Source organism: Segatella copri (genome assembly GCF_949820605.1).
Classification (GTDB): Bacteria; Bacteroidota; Bacteroidia; order Bacteroidales; family Bacteroidaceae; genus Prevotella.
Window position 1 is genome coordinate 919660 of the sequence record NZ_CATKVU010000006.1, and the last position, 20582, is coordinate 940241.

At 45.9% G+C, this 20582-nt stretch carries 17 protein-coding genes, 1 tRNA gene and 1 riboswitch; of the genes, 9 read left to right on the plus strand and 9 right to left on the minus strand.

The window, feature by feature from the left end:
• Positions 1 to 97: 97 nt before the first annotated feature.
• Together RCO84_RS04850 and RCO84_RS04855 are read left to right on the plus strand one after the other, a co-directional pair.
• Positions 98 to 370, plus strand: a complete 273-nt coding sequence (locus RCO84_RS04850) for a hypothetical protein (RefSeq protein ID WP_144151557.1) — start codon at positions 98 to 100, stop codon at positions 368 to 370.
• On the plus strand, positions 361 to 702 hold the full coding sequence (locus RCO84_RS04855; protein ID WP_144151554.1) for a hypothetical protein: 342 nt from the start codon (positions 361 to 363) through the stop codon (positions 700 to 702). The genes RCO84_RS04850 and RCO84_RS04855 overlap by 10 nt, the downstream gene beginning before the upstream one ends.
• A 91-nt stretch (positions 703 to 793) precedes the next feature.
• Here the strand turns inward: RCO84_RS04855 and RCO84_RS04860 are convergent, their stop codons facing one another.
• Positions 794 to 2380 carry an ATP-binding protein gene (locus RCO84_RS04860; RefSeq protein WP_317584150.1) on the minus strand — a complete coding sequence of 529 codons (1587 nt, stop codon included), beginning with the start codon at positions 2378 to 2380 and terminating at the stop codon, positions 794 to 796.
• 288 nt (positions 2381 to 2668) lie between these two features.
• Between RCO84_RS04860 and RCO84_RS04865 the strand changes: the two genes are divergently transcribed.
• From RCO84_RS04865 to RCO84_RS04880, 4 genes are all read left to right on the plus strand, one after another.
• Positions 2669 to 4906: a patatin-like phospholipase family protein gene (locus tag RCO84_RS04865; RefSeq protein WP_317584152.1), complete on the plus strand. Its 2238-nt coding sequence runs from the start codon at positions 2669 to 2671 to the stop codon at positions 4904 to 4906.
• A 152-nt stretch (positions 4907 to 5058) separates the two neighbouring features.
• Positions 5059 to 6363 (plus strand): S28 family serine protease, encoded by a 1305-nt coding sequence (locus RCO84_RS04870; RefSeq protein ID WP_153082535.1) that lies wholly within the window; start codon positions 5059 to 5061, stop codon positions 6361 to 6363.
• A 128-nt stretch (positions 6364 to 6491) separates the two neighbouring features.
• Positions 6492 to 6564, plus strand: a tRNA-Lys gene (locus tag RCO84_RS04875).
• 97 nt (positions 6565 to 6661) lie between these two features.
• A complete protein-coding gene (locus RCO84_RS04880; RefSeq protein ID WP_317584153.1) occupies positions 6662 to 6928 on the plus strand; it encodes a hypothetical protein in 267 nt (88 codons plus the stop codon).
• 263 nt (positions 6929 to 7191) lie between these two features.
• Here RCO84_RS04880 and thiH read toward each other — a convergent pair whose 3' ends face one another.
• The 8 genes from thiH to RCO84_RS04920 form a co-directional block, all read right to left on the minus strand.
• Positions 7192 to 8331, minus strand: a complete 1140-nt coding sequence (gene thiH / locus RCO84_RS04885) for a 2-iminoacetate synthase ThiH (RefSeq protein ID WP_006848700.1) — start codon at positions 8329 to 8331, stop codon at positions 7192 to 7194.
• Positions 8332 to 8335: 4 nt separating this feature from the next.
• On the minus strand, positions 8336 to 10030 hold the full coding sequence (gene thiC, locus RCO84_RS04890) for a phosphomethylpyrimidine synthase ThiC (RefSeq protein WP_264900076.1): 1695 nt from the start codon (positions 10028 to 10030) through the stop codon (positions 8336 to 8338).
• A gap of 100 nt (positions 10031 to 10130) precedes the next feature.
• Positions 10131 to 10904 carry a thiazole synthase gene (locus RCO84_RS04895; protein ID WP_022121898.1) on the minus strand — a complete coding sequence of 258 codons (774 nt, stop codon included), beginning with the start codon at positions 10902 to 10904 and terminating at the stop codon, positions 10131 to 10133.
• Between the two features lie 87 nt (positions 10905 to 10991).
• On the minus strand, positions 10992 to 11189 hold the full coding sequence (thiS, locus tag RCO84_RS04900; protein WP_006848697.1) for a sulfur carrier protein ThiS: 198 nt from the start codon (positions 11187 to 11189) through the stop codon (positions 10992 to 10994).
• A 197-nt stretch (positions 11190 to 11386) separates the two neighbouring features.
• Positions 11387 to 11481: riboswitch (TPP riboswitch) on the minus strand.
• Between the two features lie 83 nt (positions 11482 to 11564).
• The gene (locus RCO84_RS04905) at positions 11565 to 11990 is read right to left on the minus strand and encodes a Fur family transcriptional regulator (RefSeq protein ID WP_006848696.1); all 426 of its coding nucleotides are present in this window, start codon (positions 11988 to 11990) and stop codon (positions 11565 to 11567) included.
• A 701-nt stretch (positions 11991 to 12691) separates the two neighbouring features.
• The gene (locus tag RCO84_RS04910; RefSeq protein ID WP_317584154.1) at positions 12692 to 13702 is read right to left on the minus strand and encodes a GYF domain-containing protein; all 1011 of its coding nucleotides are present in this window, start codon (positions 13700 to 13702) and stop codon (positions 12692 to 12694) included.
• A 65-nt stretch (positions 13703 to 13767) separates the two neighbouring features.
• Entirely contained in the window at positions 13768 to 15051 is a 1284-nt protein-coding gene (locus RCO84_RS04915) for a clostripain-related cysteine peptidase (protein ID WP_317584156.1), read from the minus strand.
• A gap of 112 nt (positions 15052 to 15163) precedes the next feature.
• Positions 15164 to 17845: a valine--tRNA ligase gene (locus tag RCO84_RS04920; protein WP_317584157.1), complete on the minus strand. Its 2682-nt coding sequence runs from the start codon at positions 17843 to 17845 to the stop codon at positions 15164 to 15166.
• 120 nt (positions 17846 to 17965) lie between these two features.
• Between RCO84_RS04920 and mazG the strand changes: the two genes are divergently transcribed.
• Genes mazG through RCO84_RS04935 form a run of 3 tightly spaced genes read left to right on the plus strand, consistent with a single transcriptional unit; the run spans position 17966 to position 20493 of the window.
• Positions 17966 to 18922, plus strand: a complete 957-nt coding sequence (gene mazG / locus RCO84_RS04925) for a nucleoside triphosphate pyrophosphohydrolase (protein ID WP_264910138.1) — start codon at positions 17966 to 17968, stop codon at positions 18920 to 18922.
• A 56-nt stretch (positions 18923 to 18978) separates the two neighbouring features.
• Positions 18979 to 19539 carry a lipocalin family protein gene (locus tag RCO84_RS04930; protein WP_144151530.1) on the plus strand — a complete coding sequence of 187 codons (561 nt, stop codon included), beginning with the start codon at positions 18979 to 18981 and terminating at the stop codon, positions 19537 to 19539.
• A gap of 36 nt (positions 19540 to 19575) precedes the next feature.
• Complete coding sequence (locus RCO84_RS04935) at positions 19576 to 20493, plus strand: ribonuclease Z (RefSeq protein WP_144151528.1); 918 nt, start codon at positions 19576 to 19578, stop codon at positions 20491 to 20493.
• Positions 20494 to 20582 lie beyond the last annotated feature (89 nt).

The following is a 20582-nucleotide window of genomic DNA, read 5'->3' on the forward strand; positions in this document are numbered from 1 at the left end:
TTCTCTGCCATTTTCTTGTAGATTTTCTTGCGGTTTCCAATCTTTCTTCGTATTTTTGCACCAATAAGTAACGTGGAACTTTAAAAACGAAAGAAATATGGAGGAAAAGAAATATCATATCGATGAATCTAAGGTAGCAGGGGATAAGGTTTGTGAGCCATCGCCTGCTTATCGTTCGGCTGCATCATCAGCAGCATCAGTATCATGGGATGAGGCTTACGACACCGATTCCTATCCTATGGGGCGCTCGCTGGAGCAGGTGATGGAGCATTGCGAGAGCATTTTGGATAAGTTGGATGATCCTAATTATGGAGAGCCAATTTCCGTTTTGGATGCTGAGATAGAAAAGATGATTGCAGAATGGAAATAAAAACTGATGCCCTTTTCAAGAAGGAGATAAAAAAGTGTATTGAGTATGCCTTGCAAGAGTTTGGATTAAAAACTGCTCGTAAGTGGCAAACACAATATAAGGAAATTAAGCGTTTATTAGAATTTATGCCTAAGCGTTATCCTATAGTAGCTCATTTCCGTAATGAAACTATGGAGTTTCGTGGTGCCATCATCATGAAGAACTTCAAGATTATCTATTTCTATAATGAAGAGAAAGATATCATCTGGCTGGTGGATCTCTGGGATTTGCGCCAAGATCCTCGTAAGCTGAACATGCGAGCCAGGAGGATAGAAAGAAAGGATTATCATTAGTCTTTATGATAAACAAAAGAACCCGCCAGGTGTCCCAACGGATTTTGAATCCGGTAGGACACCTGGCGGGATGTTTGTTTGGAGTTGTATTTTACAAAGACTCATCCACTTCTTTCCAATCTATCAATCCCTTGCCTGTTTCATCAAGTTCCACTGCCAGGGCGATGCCCTTGCGCTTGTCGGCCTTGAATGGTTCTGTGTAGCTCTTTTCCTTTATCTGGCTCTCGGCTGCAGAAATGCCGCCATTGTTAGATAGCTTCAGTTCCAGGGCATAGATGAAGGATGGAACCTCTACAATCATATCAATTCTGCCAGTGGCTAGCATTCTCTCTACTTCCACCCTAAATCCCAAGGCTCTGAATATCGTGCTCATTATCAGCCGGTAACGCTCCTCCATATCCATACTCGCCATTTTCTTGTTGCTGTATGGAACATCGGCGATTAGAGCCTTTAATGCCTTCTTGGCTTCTGCGGTGTTGCCGTCCTGCATCATTTTTCTGAGGAAGCTCTGCGCAGAAACCACTTCCGAATTCGACTTCATGGTCAAGGCTGGAACCACTACGCTGTATAATGCCTTGCGAACTTCAAAGTTAGGGAAGCCCAGAATGTAAACGCCATCGTCGTAACCCTTGATGGTGAGATACCCCGACTGATAGAGGAAGAGTTCGGCTCCGCCATTCACCACATCCGATGTTTCCAGGGTGTCGCGCTCGATGAAGCAATGGTCAAAATATTCCATCTTCATCTCCATGTCATCCACAAACTTTGGCAATAGGGAAGTGGCCCCTGATGAAGCCCAGTAATTTCTCAATTCCCTATCATCTAGGGCATTGATGAGGCTGAACGGATTGAAAATATCCACCATATTTTTGCGGCAGAAATGATATCCGTCGTAATAGGCAGTGAGCTGCTTCAGTGTCTCCTCAGGAGTCCATCCGTTTTCTTCTCCCATCGCCTCAATCTCAGGTATGAAGTTGTCGGCAGCTTCCTGTTTCGAAATGCCGCAGATAGTGGCGTAGGGTGCATCAAAACTGATGTTGCTCAGGTTGTTGAGCACGGAGAAGAGGGAGATTTGTGTGAACTTGGTGATGCCCGTGATGAAGACGAAGCGCTCGTGTTCGTCTTCTTTTTTCAAGACGGCAAATACGGATTTATAGATAGCTGTGCAGGCATCATGCTGAGGAGTCTTCCAGGAGTGCTGCAATGGAGAATCATACTCGTCGATAAGAATAACCGCCTGTTTTCCGGTCTTTTGAAACATCGTTTCGATGATGTTCTGGAAACGTACGGCAAGGGAAACCTCCGGACGTACCGCAACTTCATACTTCTGTTCGAGTTTATAGAAGGCATCGTCGAGATAGGAGTTGAGTTCTTCGGGGGTAGCTCCTCCGCAACTCATGTCGAGTCGAATTACGGGATAGCAGGTCCAGTCTTTCTCTAGCTTCATCACCTTCAATCCTTCGAAGAGTTCCTTTTTCCCCTCGAAGTAAGCCTGGAGTGTATCCACGAGAATCGACTTGCCAAAGCGGCGTGGGCGGCTTAGGTAATTATACGTTTTATTTCTGTTGGCAAGTTGCCAGATGATATCTGTCTTGTCAACATATAGGTATCCTTCCTTTCTAATTTTTTCAAAAGACTGGATACCTACGGGCAATCTTCTATCGTTCATTTCTGTCATAATCTAATCTCCTATGTTTTCAGGATAGCTTTTTGTGAGCTATTCGCCTTGCTACAAATTCTATTTGCAAAGATACGATGAATATTTTGATTTTGCAAGAAAAATGGAGGATAATATAAAAAAGGTGGTGAATCTTTTTGTTATCTTTGATTTTTGCAGCATCTGGATTGATTCGCATAATCCTTTAAATTTCAGTGTCCTCTGCCATTTTCTTTCAGATTTTCTTGCGAGTTCCAATCTTTCTTCGTATCTTTGCCGTGCCAGTTATTCATTTTAAAAAGGAGCAATATGATGGTACATCGAGATAAGATATTATGTTTTTTGGTTTTATTCTGCTGCTTCTTTGCTCATACTCCTCTACAAGCCCAGCAGCCACGCAAGAAGGTGGGGCTCGTGTTGGGTGGAGGTGGTGCCAAGGGTGCGGCTGAAGTAGGTGTGCTCAAGGTGCTGGAAGAGGCTGATATTCCTGTAGATTATATTGCCGGAACCAGTATCGGTGCCATCGTGGGCGGACTCTATGCCATCGGCTACGATGCTGCGGATATTGATAGCCTCTACCGTAACCAGAACTGGCTTTTCCTTTTGAGCGACCAGGTGAAACGCGAATCGGAGACTTTTCTCTCTAAAGAAGAAAGGGAGAAATATATCGTTCATATTCCTCTTTCTAAAGAGAGAAAGGTTTCGTTGCCTACCGGTTATGTGAAGGGGCAGAATATCTTTAACCTTTTCTCTAAACTTACCGTGGGGTATCATCAGGTAGATGATTTCTCTCGTTTACCCATCCCTTTCCGTTGCGTGGCGGTAGATTTGGTAGAAGGCAAGGAGGTGGTGTTTTCTTCGGGCTCGTTGCCATTGGCGATGCGTGCCAGCATGTCGATACCGGGCGTGTTTGCTCCGGTAGAATGGAAAGGGAAGATGCTGGTGGATGGCGGCGCCTTGAACAATCTGCCGGTTGATGTGGCAAAGGAAATGGGAGCGGATGTGATTATCTGTGTAGATTTGAGTACCGGTTGGAAGAAGAAGGAAGAGCTGAAATCGGCTTCTTCTGTTGTAGAACAGCTCATAAGTATGATGGGGCAGAACAAATACCGGAAGAATATGGCTGAAGCCGATCTTTATATCAATCCTTCTCTGAAAGGTTATTCGGCTGCCAGTTTCCAATCTGAAGCCATTGATACGATGATACAGCGGGGAGAACAGGCTGCCCGCCAGAAGTGGGATGAGCTGATGGCTCTGAGAAAGTATATCTATGCTGGTGCTTGTGATTCTGTAGCCTCTGATGATACATTGCAGGATAAACGTCTCAAACTGCAGAAACCTTCTCAGACGGAAGCTTATCATATAGGAAGCATCCGGATAGAAGGCATCAGCGGAGAGGAGGAAAAGTGGATTAGAAAGAAAATAGCTTTACGGGAGAATTCGGAAGTCAGTCCTGAGGAGATAGATGGCACACTTGCCATGCTCAGGGGACTGAATATCTTTTCGCGTGTAGAATACAGACAGTCTAACGAGGAACCTTATGACCTGGTGTTCATGCTGGAACCAAACGAATCGAGAAGAATCAGTGTAGGTGCACGTTTTGATACGCAGGATCTGGCGAGCGTCATAGCTCAGATATCCAATAACCAGCAGTTTTCTACCCGTCATCATTATGCCTTTACAGGACGCATTTCCCGTAATCCATATCTGGAAATGAAATATGCCTATGGTAACCTTTTCGGAGCAAAAATTGGCATTTCCTATCGTATGACTCATTATGATTTCGACCTTTATGCGGACAAGCATAAGTTGGATGCCCTAGAGTTTCTTTCGCATTCTTTCGCTGGATTCTATACCCGCGATATCGGTAATTTCAGATTGAAATCGGGAGTGCAGTTTGATTATTATCATTATCATTCTGATATGTTCGAACGCGACGGAAGCATCCAGACACGTTCGTCAGACCATTTTCTGAACTACTTTGCATCTGTTGTGATGGATACTTACGACCGCCGCTATTTCCCGACCCGTGGCACCCGCATTCAGGTTCAGGGCATTCTGCATACGGATGACGGAATACATTATGCTGATGATAATCCTTTCGGTGAAGCTGTTTTTCAAGGAGAATGTGCCGTACGTCTCAATTCCAGATTCTATCTGCTTCCTAAGCTCAAGAGCCGCTTCTTGTTTGGCAGTTCCGTACCAGCCATTTATCAGAATTATGCAGGTGGAGTAGCTGACGGTTACTATCTGCCTTGGCAGATGGCATGGGAGAGTGCGCAGCATGTCCATCTGCTGGAGCGCAATGTGGTGACAGGTCAGCTCGGTTTCCGCTATCGGGTGAAAGGAAAGTTCTACCTTACCGCTTTGGGAGAGTATGGCAAGGAAGCCCGCAAGTTTTCCCATATTCTCATCGGTGATGATTTGTGGGGAGGAGCCTTGCGGGCATCCTATGATTTCGTATTGGGTCCGGTAAGCATTCAGGCTAATTATTCTAGCTTGGGTAAGAATGTAGGATTCTATATCAACGCAGGATTCTTGTTCTGATTTCCTTAATTGCTGCCCATATAATAAATAAGGTGGGGTTTCTCTTTGCCGAACAAGAATAAATCATTACCTTTGCAGAGGTTTAGAAAACATATAGAATGTATTTTGCAATCTTGAATTTTAGAATATAATAAATAAAAAGAGAGAATAAGATGAAACTGAGATTTTTGAAATTGATGCTGCTGCTCTTCATCCTGCCATTGCAGATGCTGGCGGCAGAACTGGGCGTGGCTGGTAAGCAACTGGCTGCATTGCCTGGAGTAAGTAACGTGGAAACGCTGAAAAGTACGCATTTCCCGGAAAAGTATGTGTTCTTTATCAAGCAACAGCTCGATGCCAAGGATGCATCCAAGGGCTATTTCGAACAGAGGGTGGTGCTCTGCCATAGAGGATTCGACCGTCCTACCGTGCTCGTGACAGAAGGATATAATGCCAACTATGCGCTGCGTGAAGGATATATTGAAGAACTTTCCAAACTCTTCGATACGAATATCATTACCGTAGAGTACCGTTATTTCGACAAGTCGATGCCTAGTCCTTGCAACTGGGATTATCTTACCGTTGAGAATTCGCTCTATGATCTGCATCATGTAAACCAGACCCTGCATGCGATGTACAAGGGAAAATGGATTGCTACCGGCATCAGCAAGGGCGGACAGACTACGATGTTCTACCGTTCTTACTTCCCTGATGATGTAGATATTTCTGTGCCATACGTAGCTCCGCTCAACAAGGGTGTGGAGGATGGACGACATGAGAAGTTTCTGCAATATCAGGTATCAACCAAGGAAAACCGACAGAAGGTGCTCGATTTCCAGTTGCTCCTCTTCAAGCGAAAGGCTGCGTTGCTGCCAATGTTCGAGAAATATTGCAACGATAAGAAATATGTATTCAATGCTCCGCTGGCAGAGATTTTTGATTACTCTGTATTCGAATACGCCTTTGCTTTCTGGCAGTGGGGAGAAGACATCAACAAGATTCCTGCAAGAGAGGCAGATGACAAGACGGTGTTTGATTACTGGATCAACATGTGTGAACCTGACTATTTCACCAACTATAATGCCACAGCCTCATTTGATGTGCAGGCAGCCCGGGAGTTGGGTTATTACGGCTATTATACCAAACCATTCAAGAAATATCTCAGTATCAAGACTGCTAAGGGCTATCTGAAGAAACTGATGGTGCCAAAGGGGGCAGAAAACGTGAAGTTCTCGCCAGCACTCTATAATCATACGGTAGAGTTCCTGACCAAGAATGATCCGAAGATGGTTTATATTTATGGCGATATCGATCCTTGGGGAGCTTCGGGCATTTATGGCTTGCCTTTCACCAAGAACAAGAAGAACCTGCATGTTTATATGTGTCATGGTGGTTCGCACAAAACTCGCATCTTGTCGTTCCCAGAGCCTACAAGACAGGAAATCATCAGTCTGATAGGTGGTTGGCTGAAGGAATAATGCTTTCATCAACCAACCATGATGGATAAAATGAAAGTTTTTATCAAAAAATATCCATAAAAGTTTGGTGGTTTCAGAAAAATGTATTACCTTTGCACTCGCTTTTGAAAACAAAGCTTTTAGCAGAGGCACCCTTAGCTCAGTTGGTAGAGCAACTGACTCTTAATCAGTGGGTCTAGGGTTCGAATCCCTAAGGGTGTACAAAAAACTCCGAAGAATCAATCTTGGTTCTCCGGAGTTTTTTTGTATCTATGCCCGGCATGGAGTAACTCTGTTTTTTATCGTATCTTTGCAACCGATGAATAGAACAGACTTGACACAAGGTAGCATTTGGGGGAATATCACGACCTTTCTGTTACCTTATATTCTGGCTTATTTCCTACAGATTCTCTATGTTTTGACCGATCTTTTCGTGATAGGTAGATATTGTGGTGTAGATAGTACTACGGCTGTATCTAATGGTGCGCAGGTAATTATGGGCTATCATTTTGGACTTCGTTCTGGAAGCAGCAGAGCGTTACTCTATAGATGCTACAGAGTTGCTGGCAGATTTCATCGAAAGTAATCCTGTTGCCCATACGCTACGTAATATGTATATTTATAAACAAGCAAGTTGATATTTATTCACTTGCGAAACTTTAGTAATTTACAATTAATAGTTAATAGTTTATAGGTTGCTGTTTACTGATGATTTTGGGGGAATTGGCTGATAAGTTGCTGATGGGCTGGGGGCGATATAGGGGCGTCAGTCTGAGAATATTAACAAAAAAGAGTGTGTCATGAATTTATGATACACTCTTTTTTTTATTCTGTTTAATTACATCTTCTTTATCCGTTTGCGATATTTCCGAAGAAATCGAATGAGGCATCCCAATCCTTCCAGACTGGCTCTCTGCCCAATTCCTTCAATCTCGCATTGATTACCTTGGCGGTACGCTCATCGCTTACGGTGAACTGCTCCAATGCCTGAGGATAGGTATGATAACCGCCAGGATTTACCTTTGATTCTGCCGACATGGTGGTGACACCCAGTGTTGCCATGTTGTCACGGATGTAGGCTGGCTCACGGGTAGAGTAGGAGATATCTACATCGTGGTCGAAAATACGCATGGCGAAAGTAGCCTGTGCCAACTGCTTATCGGTCATGAAGCAGTTTGGCTGGAAACCTTCGTTCTGTGCAGGGCGCATACGAGGGAAGTTCACGCTGTACTTGGTCTTCCAGTAATGCTTCTGCAGGTAGCGCAGGTGATGAGCCATCATCACAACATCCGTGCGCCATTCCTTCTCCAAGCCGATGAGCACACCCATACCGATGGAATGGACACCTGCCATACCCATGCGGTCGAAACCATCGCAGCGCCACTCAAACTTACTCTTCATGCCACGTGGGTGGTAGAGCTTGTAGTGCTCGTGGTTGTAGGTTTCCTGGAAACAGATTACGCCGTTCATGCCGTGGTCGGCGAGGGTCTTGTAATCCTCAGTAGAGAGCGGCATCACCTCAATCTTCACGTTAGAGAAATACTTCTTGGCGATGTCGATTGCCTTGGCAAGATAAGGGGTGCCAGCCTTGGCTGGGTTCTCGCCCGTAACGAGAAGGATGTTCTCGAATGGAGCCAACTGCTTGATAGCCTTGTACTCGTTCTCAATCTGCTCTGGGGTGAGGATGGTACGAGCCATCGGATTCTCACGATGGAAACCGCAATACACGCAAGAGTTAGAGCATGAATTGGTGATGTAGAGAGGAATGAACATCGACATGGTCTTGCCGAAGCGCTCCTCGGTATATTTGCGGGAAAGACGCGCCATTACCTCCAGGTATGGCTCGGCTGCCGGTGAAATCAGCGCCATGAAGTCGTTCACATCGCAATGGTCCTTGGCAAGGGCACGACGCACATCATTGTCGGTCATTCGAGCTATGCGCTCCGTGGTCTCCTCCCAACTGATATTCTTTAATTCGTCTGAAAACATTTTCTTACTTTTTAAACTTTCTCAAATCGTGTGTCAACTTGGCGGCGCAGAAGTTTGGACCACACATGGTGCAGTACTCACCGTCTGTATGACCTGCCTCCTCGAAATACTTTAAGGCGAGCTCTGGGTCGAGGGAGAGGTGGAACTGGTCTCTCCAGCGGAACTCGAAGCGAGCCTTGGAGAGGGCGTTGTCGCGGATGGTTGCACCTGGATGACCCTTTGCCAAGTCGGCTGCATGAGCGGCAATCTTATAGGTTACCACACCTGTGCGCACATCTTCCTTGTTAGGCAAGGCGAGGTGCTCCTTTGGTGTTACATAGCAGAGCATTGCGGTGCCGAGCCATGCTATCTGGGCGCCACCGATGGCTGATGTGATGTGGTCGTAACCTGGAGCGATATCAGTAACCAATGGGCCGAGGGTGTAGAATGGTGCCTCGTGACAGTGGTCGAGCTGGCGCTCCATGTTCTCTTTGATCTTCTGCAATGGCACGTGGCCAGGACCCTCGATGAATGCCTGCACGTTCTTGTCCCAGGCACGGGTAACAAGCTCGCCCATGGTATCCAACTCGGCAAACTGGGCTGCATCGTTGGCATCGGCTATACAGCCTGGGCGCAGACCATCACCCAAAGAGAGGGCAACGTCATACTGTGCCACGATGTCGCAGATATCGTCGAAGTGTTCATAGAGGAAACTTTCCTGGTCGTGGTAGAGACACCACTTGCTCATGATACTACCGCCACGGCTCACGATACCGCAGAGACGGCTGTCGGCGAGATGCACGTTGTGGCGACGGATGCCGGCATGGATGGTGAAGTAGTCAACACCCTGCTCGCACTGCTCGATGAGGGTATCACGGAATACCTCCCAGTTCAAATCCTCTACCTTGCCATTTACCTTCTCCAAAGCCTGGTAGATAGGTACGGTTCCTACTGGCACAGGGCAGTTGCGCACAATCCATTCACGGGTTTCGTGGATGTTGTCGCCGGTTGAGAGGTCCATCAATGTATCGCCTCCCCACTTGCAAGACCATACAGCCTTATCCACCTCTTCCTCGATGCTGGAGGTAGTGGCAGAGTTACCGATGTTGGTATTGATCTTCACGAGGAAGTTGCGGCCGATGATCATCGGTTCGCTCTCCGGGTGATTGATGTTGGCAGGAAGAACGGCACGTCCGCGGGCAATCTCATCGCGCACATACTCAGGGGTGATATGGGTATCGATGCCCAACTCCTGGCAGTTCATGTTCTCGCGGATAGCCACATACTCCATCTCTGGAGTGATGATGCCAGCCTTGGCATAAGCCATCTGGGTGATATGCTTGCCAGCCTGTGCACGGCGAGGCAACTGGATGTGCTCGAAGCGGAGATGGTCGAGGCTATGGTCAGCAAGGCGCTGCTTGCCATACTCGCTGGTAACCTCCTTGAGCAGCTCGGTATCGTTGCGGTCGAGAATCCACTGCTCGCGCATTCTTGGCAAGCCCTTCTTCAGATCTACCTGATAGTTAGGGTCGCTGTAAGGACCGCTGGTATCATAGATATAAACCGGAGCGTTTGGTTCTGTATGTGGAATGCCGCGCTCATCCTTTACAACAGTAGGAGTGAGGTTTACCTTGGTCATTCCAACCTTGATCTGTGGGAAGAGTTTTCCCTGCATATACGCCTTTTCTCTCTGGGCGTAAGCTTTCTTATCGTTTGGCATAATTTTTTAAAGGTAAAAAGGTAAAAGGGTAAAAAGGTAAAAAGAGCGTTCTTGCTTCTTTGCCTTCATCCTTCATGCCTTTGTATTATCTATATTATAATTAGTCGTTGAGGAATGCGGTGAGAGGAGAACTTGCCTCGGCACAATCGCTGATGGCTCCGAGACCTGCCTCGTAAGCACGGCGACCGCATACCACTGCCTCCTTGAATGCCTTAGCCATCTCTACAGGATCACCTGCAACAGCGATAGCTGTGTTAACCAAGCAAGCACTGGCACCCATCTCCATAGCTTCGGCAGCGTGGCTAGGTGCACCGATACCTGCATCTACTACAACTGGAACAGTAGCCTGCTCGATGATGATCTGCAGGAAGTCCTTCATTCTCAATCCTTTGTTGGTACCGATAGGTGCAGCAAGTGGCATCACGGTAGCAGCACCAGCCTCTTCGAGGTGCTTGCAGAGGGTAGGGTCTGCCTGGCAATATGGCAATACCACGAAACCGAGCTTTACCAGTTTCTCGGTAGCCTTCAGCGTCTCGATAGAGTCTGGAAGAAGATAGCGAGGGTCTGGGTGGATTTCGAGCTTGAGCCAGTTGGTTCCGAAAGCCTCTCGAGCCATCTGTGCTGCGAAGACAGCCTCCTCGGCGTTGCGCACGCCACTGGTGTTTGGAAGGAGCTGGATATTTGGGTTCTGCACAATATGAGAGAGCAGGTCGTCCTGCTTGTCTTCGAGTTCGATACGTTTCATAGCAACAGTAACCATTTCTGTTTCTGATGCTTTGATGGCTTCAGCCATGAGGGCATTGTTGTTAAACTTTCCTGTGCCCAAGAAGAGGCGTGAGTTAAATTCTCTGCCTGCGATTACTAATTTTTCCATTGTTTTATAATAGAGTTGTTATTTTTGTTTTCATTTCTGTAGGAAAAGTACTTTTGGGTGATTCTTTTCCGCAGTATTCTGGGACCGTTATCCTCCGCAGAACGCTTTTACGATAACGATGTCTGCTCCTTCTGCGATGATTGTGTTTTCCCATTCATCACGAGGCACCATTTCGTTACTGATAGCTACTGCAACTCCTGTAGCTGGCAAATCGAGTTCCTGAGCTAACTCCCTGATGGTTTTAGCCTGTGTCTCGGTCTCTTTGTTGTTGATAGTTACTTTCATATTCTGTTCGTTTTATATGATGAATAATCCGTTTGTTTACGCTTTTCTATCGCCCGAAAGCGACGATATGATAATATGTAATCAAACACGGTGAACTTCCAGATGAAAGCCTTAAGAGAAAGAATAAAGCCCCTAATCCCAGTTCAGGTATCGAATTACTCGATGTTCCTTAACCGATGGAATAGGGGCTTTATGCGATAAGCGCTATCAAATATCCCTGCGACAGCATTACCTGCATCAGGTTCTATGGGTATCATCTCAGCCGAATCTTTCAGCACCCCGTGATAATTGCTTGCAAAAGTAATGATAATATCGGAAAAACAATAGAATTTCAGAAATATTTATGCTAAATTAACTCAGAATGCACCTTTCGCTTTACTGGTGTTTCTTTCTGCAATCCGGGCATTCGCCTTTGATGACAAAGGAAATAGAGTGAGGGTAAAAGCCTTCGGGCAGCTCGAAACTTGGAATATGGATATCCTCCATACAGAAGGAACGCTGGCAAGATTCGCAGTAGAAATGAATATGCCCGTCGTGATGATCGCAAGCCCCTTTTTCTTCGCAGAGTTCGTAGCAGAGTACGCCTCGCCCATCTTCGAAGGCATGTACCACATCATGTTCCAGAAAGAGGGTAAGGGTACGGAAGATGCTCGACTTGTCCATCGAAACCATCTTTCGTTCCAGATTGCTCAGACTCTGTGGGTTCTGTTCGCCCATCAGGGTCTTCATTACGAGTATGCGGTTGGCGGTTGGTCGGATGCCTTTCGATTCCAGCCTGCTGATCATATCTTGTGAGTTCATCGTTTCTTCTTTTTAAAATTTTTACTAACCGGTTGCAAAGATACAAAAAAAGCGTGTAAGTATGGTAACTTACACGCTTTTTCTTTATTTAAACGTAATTACTTTTTGCTTTCAATATAGTTTATGCCGCAGCATGAAGGGATTGGAACCCTTATGCGCAAGCACAACCACGGCTTCTGTTCAAAGCCTCACCATACAATTCCATTGCGGTCATGTAATCTGCAAGAATAGCCTTCAAGGCCTTCTTGATGTTTGCATACATTGTTTTCATAATCGTTATCCTTTTTTAAAAAATTAATACTCGGCATTTCTGCCATTTTCTTTTGTTCATGAACGGTGGTCAATTTTACTTGCCCATCTCCATGTTGCTGTTTACATTTACAGCCTTGGCAATCATAGCTGCCACAACTGCAAGAATCATTACTGTCGTCATCATAATTTGTTTCCTTTCTTTCTTTGTGGAGCCTCCATGTGAGGTCTCCTGTTTTACATTATCCTTATTACAATCTCATTGTTTTCTGGTGCAAAGGTAATGCCTTTTTCTTGAATATCTGTCACAAAGACATGACAAAATGATGAAAAAGGGGCTTTTTTTGATACACGTCAACTAAACAGCAATGGCGGCTTGATATACGTCAAGCCGCCATGCTGTCATATTGAGAAATGTGTCATATTTCTTATGTTTCTTCGGATTTCTGATGCTAGATCAGTTCCAGAATCTTGTCGAGAATCTTTTCTACGGTTGAAGAATCGGTTGCTTCATCGAGTTTCTGGTTGATTTTCTCTTCCAGTTTCTTGCTTACCTTGTCGGCTGCCTGATCCATGGCCTGGTTTGCCTTGTCTTCCAGTTTCTTCTGAACGGAAGTGCCCAGTCCGTCTTCTTCTGAACCATCGCTGTTATTATCGCTTACCGAAGGGGATTCATCGGTTGATGAGCTGGTGGTTTCTTCTATCTGCAGATTGTCGGCACCTTCCAGCGCCTTCACCATATCATCAGCATTCATCGTGTAAACGCTGCCAAGGATTCCGAAGCTTACGATGTGCTGCTTGCCATTAAACTCAACGGTTCCCTTAGAGCATACGATATAGTTGTGGTATTCAAAGAGCTGGTTCATCACTTCATCAATAGCGCTTCCTGCCATCATTTTGGCAATGGAACGGATGCTTTGGGTGAAGAAGTTGTTATCACTGGTTTCTGTAGCCTTGTCGATAGCCTTGGCTGCCTCAGTCTTTACCTTTTCTTTGTGGGCATCAGGTCCTGGATTGGTTATGGCGAAAACCAGAAAGAGAAGTACGATAAGACCTAAGATGATTTTCCAGAGGGTCTTGCTCGATTTTTTCTTTTCCGGTTCCTGTCTGTAGCCCTGGTTCATTGCTGCGCCGTGCTGAAAGCCTTGCTGGTATGCTTCCTGCTGTGCATGCTGGAAACCCTGCTGGTTTGCAGCCTGAAAGTTTGCTGCTTCTGTCCCGTTGTTGCCGGCTGCATCTGCTGATGTTCCTTCTGCATTTTCTTTGTTGGCTGTATTAGCTTTGATTGCTTCTACAGTTTCAAGAACAGTCTTCAGTTCTGCTATTTTCCAAGCAGGAGTCCAGTCTTTCATGCCTTGTGCCCAAACAAGGGTTTCGGGTGTGATAGCCTTCTGGACGAGTTGCTCCAGGCTGAATGGACCCGCTTGCTGTCCGTTATTCTCAATGATAAAATATTCCATCATGTATTCTTTTATATAATATTTTTCTTAAAAGCCAATAAGGAGTTTCTTTCGCTCTTCATAGCTTATTAGTGTGTAGCTTTCCACCAACCGGTTTTCTCTCTGCCCTTGATAGCTACGCTGTGCTGGCTAGGGTCGGAGATAGAAAGACCGCAATAATTTTTCACTTTAAAGGTTGTACCTTTATAACTCATTAACCCTGTATAAGCCTGTTCGGTATGAGCAGCAGCTTTGATTGTGAGTTTCATCTGTGAATTAAATTTGTCTTTCAGAGAGCCGCTTGGAACAAGACTATCTACGTATACGCTCATGTCGTAGAAGAGGTTGGGAGAGAAACCATCCAAAGGCTGTATGGAATCGAGCGGAACGGATGATGAGAGGGTATATTTGCTATTGATTTCCTTCATCACTTGGGCTAGATTATCCATCTGTCTGCAGTCGATGGCCGCCATGTTGCAGAATGGAACGCTACTATTCTTGTAGAAATTGACAGTTCCGTTGACTAATCCTGAGTAGTTGGGTGCTGAACTGTTGAGGTAACTCCATATGGTTTTGTATGGATAGCCGGCTCCCATTACTTCGCTACTTGAACTGATCATGAAATTGGTAACATCTTTCAGTTCGTATGCAGTCTCTACATTGCCCATATAGCATGCATCGAAGAGAATGTATTGCATCTTGGTGCCGCTGAGTTTGATTCCTTCGGCCAGGGTAGGAACGTCGAGAGCGTTTTCTTCTAAACTCACACTTCCGAAGAAACGGGTGACAGGTTTGTTGGGATCGGGTCCAAACTGTATTCCGCTGAAATTACAGGTAGCTGTAGGGTAGCTGGTGTTTCCTTTCTGAGCAAAACCAGCATTAGGTCTTGCCATATAGGGATAGTGAACCCAATCGCTCTTGTAGGTCCATCCGCAGCCATGAGCTCCGATAATGAGCGAATAATTCAGGGCTTCAGCACGGCGTTTCACCTCATTCAGAATCTCTGCAAATCCTTCTGCTGTAGTATATGTAGCTTCATCGTATGTTTTCAAAGTGTCGCGAATTACGGTTTTCGTATTGCCGTCATACTGAAGATCAATGAGATAGCTCTTCCTGTAATTCTGGCTTATGAAGACCATTACACGCGAATTATTCAAGCCTTTCTTGGCAACAATACCTTCGCAGATACTGTCAACGTTGTTTTCCAAAAAACTTGTGAGACCGGAAGTGTTGGTTCCACCCGTCCAAGGATAGAAGACGAAGATAGTCTGCTTATTGACGCTTTCTACATCAATAGCTTCATCGCCACAACTGGTGAAAGTTGCTGCTAGAGATAGCGTACATATAAATAAGGTGAAAAGCTTCTTGATCATAATTAAAAATGTTGAATGTTGAATGTTGAATGTTGAGTTGCAATCTTGCTAACGAATCAGCTTGACTAATTCAACATTCTACACTCAACATTCAACATTAAATATAATACTATTACTTCTTCTTGAGTTCCTCGATGGTTGCCTTGAGGGCAGCAATCTTCTCAACAGAGTCGCTTTCCTTCTTGCGCTCCAGGGCTACTACCTTCTCAGGTGCGTGAGCTACGAAGTTCTCGTTGCTGAGCTTCTTGCGTACGCCCATCAGGAAGCCTTCCAAGTGCTTGAGCTGAGCCTCTGCCTTCTCAATCTCGGCAGCTACGTCGATGAGGTCGCCCAATGGAACGGCAAACTCGTCGGTACCTACCATGAAGCTGGATGCATCGGCACTCTTCTCGGCGATGACCTCAATCTTGTCGAGGTTAGCCATCTTCAGCGTTACGTCGTTGTAAGCCTCGAAATCGTTCTTGCCTACTACCTGCAGAGACAACTGCTCCTTTTGGGCAATGTTCTTCTGGTTGCGCACGGTACGAACGCCGGCGATAATCTGCTTCACTGCCTCGATGTCGGCTGCCAACTTCTGCTCCTCGGCTGTAGGTGCTGGAATATCCAGCTTCTCGCGCATGATGCTCTCGCCATCCTTGCGGTCGTAGATGTGCTGCCACAACTCCTCGGTGATGAATGGCATGAATGGATGCAACATCTTCAGGAGGGCATCGAAGAAACGGAGGGTAGCATCGTAGCTATTCTGGTCGATAGGCTGGCCGTAAGCTGGCTTAACCATCTCCAGATACCAGGATGAGAACTCATCCCAGAACAGCTTATATACAGTCATCAATGCCTCAGAGATACGGTAGTCCTTAAACTGCTTCTGCATCTCTTCGTTCACCTCCTTGAGCTTGGCGTCAAACCACTTCACGGCGATTTCTGCACTCTTAGGCTGCTCGATATCTGCAGTCTCCCAACCCTTGACGAGGCGGAAGGCATTCCAGATCTTATTGTTGAAGTTACGTCCCTGCTCGCAGAGGCTCTCGTCGAAGAGGATGTCGTTGCCCGCTGGAGCACTGAGCATCATACCCATACGAACGCCGTCGGCACCAAACTTGTCAATCAGAACCAATGGGTCTGGTGAGTTACCGAGACTCTTGCTCATCTTGCGGCCGAGCTTATCGCGAACGATACCTGTGAAATATACGTGCTTGAATGGCATCTTGCCACGATACTCGTAGCCAGCCATGATCATACGTGCTACCCAGAAGAAGATGATATCCGGACCAGTTACGAGGTCGGAAGTAGGGTAGTAGTAGTTGATCTCCTCATTGTCAGGATGCTCGATACCATCAAACAGAGAGATAGGCCACAACCATGAAGAGAACCAGGTGTCGAGGCAGTCGCTCTCCTGCTCAAGATCCTCAGCCTTGATGTTGGCATTCTTCTCCTGAGCGAGCTTCAGAGCCTCCTCTGCAGTCTCAGCTACCACGAAATCCTTCTTGCCGGCATTGTCGAAGTAGTAGGCAGGGATGCGGTGACCCCACCAGAGCTGACGGCTGATACACCAGTCCTTGATGTTCTCCAACCAGTGGCGATAGGTGTTCTTGTACTTCTTAGGATAGAACTCGATATCATCGTCCATTACTGGAGGAAGGGCGATGTCGGCAAAGTGCTGCATCTTGAGGAACCACTGTGTAGAGAGCTTTGGCTCGATAGGCACATTGGTACGTTCAGAGAAGCCCACCTTATTATTATAGTCCTCAATCTTCTCCATCAGACCGGCGTTCTGAAGGTCGATGGAAATCTGCTTGCGCACGTCCATGCGGTCCATACCTACATAGAGACCTGCTGCCTCGCTGATGGTACCATTGTCGTTGAAGATATCGATGGTTTCCAAACCGTGCTTCAAACCGAGTGCGTGGTCGTTGATATCGTGAGCTGGAGTTACCTTCAAGCAACCGGTACCGAACTCGATATCTACGTATGTATCCTCGATGACAGGAATCTCGCGGTTTACGAGAGGCACGATTACGTGCTTGCCCTTCAGCCAGGTATTCTTCTTATCCTCTGGGTTGATACACATGGCAGAGTCACCCATGATGGTCTCAGGACGGGTGGTTGCTACTACTGCATAGTATCCCTTCTCATCCTTGTGTATCGCATTCTCCTCATCCACCTGCTGGCAGTCCTGCTCTACTACATAATACTTCAAGTGGTAGAGCTTAGAGTGCTCGTCCTTGTAGATAACCTCCTCGTCAGAGAGCGCAGTCTGAGCCTTAGGGTCCCAGTTAACCATGCGCACGCCACGATAGATGAGTCCCTTCTGGTAAAGGTCGCAGAATACGTGGATGACGGCACGAGAGCGGGTCTCGTCCATGGTGAATGCTGTGCGGTCCCAATCGCAGCTGGCACCGAGTTTGCGGAGCTGCTTGAGGATGATGCCACCATGCTCGTGAGTCCAGTCCCAAGCGTGCTTGAGGAACTCCTCGCGGGTAAGGTCGGTCTTCTTTATGCCCTGCTGAGCGAGGCGGTTTACAACCTTTGCCTCGGTAGCGATACTGGCATGGTCGGTACCTGGTACCCAACATGCGTTCTTGCCCTCCATGCGAGCACGGCGAACGAGAATATCCTGGATAGTATTGTTGAGCATGTGTCCCATGTGGAGCACACCCGTTACGTTTGGTGGAGGGATAACCACTGTATAAGGTTCACGACCATCTGGCTTAGAGCTGAAAAGCTTGTTGTCGAGCCAGTACTGATACCATTTACTTTCCACTGCTTGTGGATCGTATTTACTTGCTAATTCCATTGTTTATATCTAATTTTTATTCTTTTTCTGTCTTTTTCTTTAAAAAACGGTGCAAAGATACTAATTTTTGGGCGAAAAATACTATCTTTGCATCAAAATTATTAATTTTTGCACAAAACGATGGTTAGTAATACAGGAAAAGGACATACGAAAGAAGAAAAAATGGCGGCGTTCAGCCGCTTGCTGGATGTGCAGGACCGTTTGCGCCTGCAGTGTCCATGGGATAAAAAGCAGACATTCGAGAGTCTTCGTCCGAATACGATCGAGGAGACTTTCGAACTTTGTGACGCCTTGATGAAGCACGATTACAAGGATATCAAGAAGGAGTTGGGCGATGTGTTGGAGCACGTGATGTTCTATAGCATCATCGGCAGAGAAGACGGTGAGTTCGATATTTGCGATGTCTGCAATCAGGAGGCAGATAAATTGATGTTCCGCCATCCTTTCATCAACTGGAAGGAGGAAGGAAATTGGACGGTTTCGAATCCTGATATGTATATCAACGATGAGGGACAGGTGGTATATAGAGAGTCTGAAGAAGCAGAAACCGGGAAGGCTGGAACTGCCAGTTCGGAAGAAACCTTGGCTCTTGGCGCCAGTAAGCCGAAAACTGCTACTTCTGTTGAGAAAACCTGGGAACAGATCAAGCAGCAGGAGAAGGATGGAAATGAGCGGGTGTTAAGCGGTGTCCCTAATTCTCTTCCGTCTCTTATCAAGGCTTATCGCATTCAGGACAAGGCTAGAAATGTAGGCTTCGACTGGAAAGAAAAAGAAGATGTGTGGGACAAAGTGCAGGAGGAACTGGAAGAACTCAAGGTGGAACTGGCTAAAGGCGACAAAGAGAATTCTACCCAGGAATTGGGCGATTTCATCTTCTCAGTAATCAATGCAGCACGTCTCTATAAACTCAATCCGGATAATGCGCTGGAGAAAACCAACCAGAAATTTATCCGCCGTTTCAACTACGTAGAAGATCATAGCTTAAAGCAAGGTAAAAACTTGAAAGATATGAGCTTGGAAGAAATGGATAAACTATGGGATGAAGCAAAACTTCAGGAGAAAAAGGATGATAAATAACGGTGAATCAGATAATCTTATCGACTCATCAATATAATAATAAAAACTAAAGTGTTATGAAGAAATTAGTTTATGTAACAATAGCTTTGGTGGCGCTTTTCGCAGCCAACAGTTGTAAAAACAAAAATAATGTTCCTGTTATCAGTGCAGCAGATTCGGTAGCGGTAGAGGATGCGATGAACGATTCTACCATCTATGGTGTATGCGGTGAGGGAACCTCTATGCATAATCTGGAGCTGATTTCTGATGGTGGTGACACCCTTTCGGTGTTTATTGACGATGAGAATCCTGATGTTGTTCAGGGAGGATTGCTGGCTGGCGACCGTATTGCTCTTATCGGTTATAAGGCAGAGGATGGAGAGATGATGGCCCAGAAGATTATCAATCTGACATCCCTCTTGGGTAAATGGACTTCTCTGGATAAGAATTTTGATATCTTGGAAGGTGGACAGGTGAAGAACAATGTGAAGGCTGAAACTAATCCTTGGACTAGCTGGAAGATACTCAATGGTAAACTTTTGCTGAATAAGGATACTTTTGCCATTGACAAATTAGGTTCTGACAGTCTTATGTTGGAGAACACTCAGGGCATCTTTGTTTTCAAGCGCCAAGAGTAAGGTCATCATGTTGAACCTGTAATTTATGATTTAGTTTTGGAACCATTTAAAGTACATATATTGGGGTGTGGCAGTGCTTTGCCCACTCTTCAGCATAGTGCCTCGGCCCAGATTATTGAGATGCGTGGCAAATGCTTTATGATGGATTGTGGAGAGGGTGCCCAGATGCAGTTCCGTCGTACTCATGTTCACTTTGCTAAGATAAATGCTATCTTTATTTCGCATCTTCATGGTGACCATTGCTTTGGCTTGCTGGGACTTCTTTCTACCTTAGGTATGCTGGGCAGAACGGCTAAGTTAAAAGTTTATGCACCAGAAAGTTACGGAGATTTGTTTAAGCGTCAGATTGATTTCTTCCTGCAGGGAATGGAATATCAAATCGATTTTGTTCCTGTAGATACCGAAAAGTCGCAAGTAGTTTATGAAGATCATTCTGTAACCGTAGAAACCGTTCCTCTGCAGCATCGTGTGCCTTGTTGTGGTTACATTTTCAGAGAGAAACCGACATTGCCTCATATCCGTCGTGATATGATAGATTATTACGAGATTCCTGTAAGCCAGATTAATAACATCAAGAATGGAGCTGACTGGACAACGAAAGAGGGGGATGTAATACCTAATGCCAGATTGGTAATGCCTGCCGCTACTCCCCGCAGTTATGCTTATTGCAGTGATACCCGGTTTGTTCCGGGGTTGGCAGAAAAGGTAAAGGGGGTTACGGTGCTTTATCATGAGAGCACTTATACTTCAGAGAATGGGGATAGGGCTAAACTCTATTATCACAGTACGGCTCGACAGGCTGCAACTATAGCCAGAAATGCGGGTGTAGGCAAACTTCTTCTGGGACATTATAGTGCACGATATAATAATGAAGAGGTATTGTTGAATGAAGCTAAAGAGGTGTTTACGGAAAGTTATCTTACTCAGGAAGGTAAAGTGTTCTCTATAGAATAATATAGAAACAGGGCTTGAATGCGCCGGGAAACAAGGTGCCGAATAGCCTTCAATCTATATAAAAATATAAAAAAGTGCCTTGCATCAAA

Coding starts and splice junctions, on each gene's coding strand:
- RCO84_RS04850 (WP_144151557.1), top strand. CDS start 98: ATGGAGGAAAAGAAATATCATATCGATGAATCTAAGGTAGCAGGGGAT.
- RCO84_RS04855 (WP_144151554.1), top strand. CDS start 361: ATGGAAATAAAAACTGATGCCCTTTTCAAGAAGGAGATAAAAAAGTGT.
- RCO84_RS04860 (WP_317584150.1), bottom strand. CDS start 2,380: ATGACAGAAATGAACGATAGAAGATTGCCCGTAGGTATCCAGTCTTTT.
- RCO84_RS04865 (WP_317584152.1), top strand. CDS start 2,669: ATGATGGTACATCGAGATAAGATATTATGTTTTTTGGTTTTATTCTGC.
- RCO84_RS04870 (WP_153082535.1), top strand. CDS start 5,059: ATGAAACTGAGATTTTTGAAATTGATGCTGCTGCTCTTCATCCTGCCA.
- RCO84_RS04880 (WP_317584153.1), top strand. CDS start 6,662: ATGAATAGAACAGACTTGACACAAGGTAGCATTTGGGGGAATATCACG.
- thiH (WP_006848700.1), bottom strand. CDS start 8,331: ATGTTTTCAGACGAATTAAAGAATATCAGTTGGGAGGAGACCACGGAG.
- thiC (WP_264900076.1), bottom strand. CDS start 10,030: ATGCCAAACGATAAGAAAGCTTACGCCCAGAGAGAAAAGGCGTATATG.
- RCO84_RS04895 (WP_022121898.1), bottom strand. CDS start 10,904: ATGGAAAAATTAGTAATCGCAGGCAGAGAATTTAACTCACGCCTCTTC.
- thiS (WP_006848697.1), bottom strand. CDS start 11,189: ATGAAAGTAACTATCAACAACAAAGAGACCGAGACACAGGCTAAAACC.
- RCO84_RS04905 (WP_006848696.1), bottom strand. CDS start 11,990: ATGAACTCACAAGATATGATCAGCAGGCTGGAATCGAAAGGCATCCGA.
- RCO84_RS04910 (WP_317584154.1), bottom strand. CDS start 13,702: ATGATGGAATATTTTATCATTGAGAATAACGGACAGCAAGCGGGTCCA.
- RCO84_RS04915 (WP_317584156.1), bottom strand. CDS start 15,051: ATGATCAAGAAGCTTTTCACCTTATTTATATGTACGCTATCTCTAGCA.
- RCO84_RS04920 (WP_317584157.1), bottom strand. CDS start 17,845: ATGGAATTAGCAAGTAAATACGATCCACAAGCAGTGGAAAGTAAATGG.
- mazG (WP_264910138.1), top strand. CDS start 17,966: ATGGTTAGTAATACAGGAAAAGGACATACGAAAGAAGAAAAAATGGCG.
- RCO84_RS04930 (WP_144151530.1), top strand. CDS start 18,979: ATGAAGAAATTAGTTTATGTAACAATAGCTTTGGTGGCGCTTTTCGCA.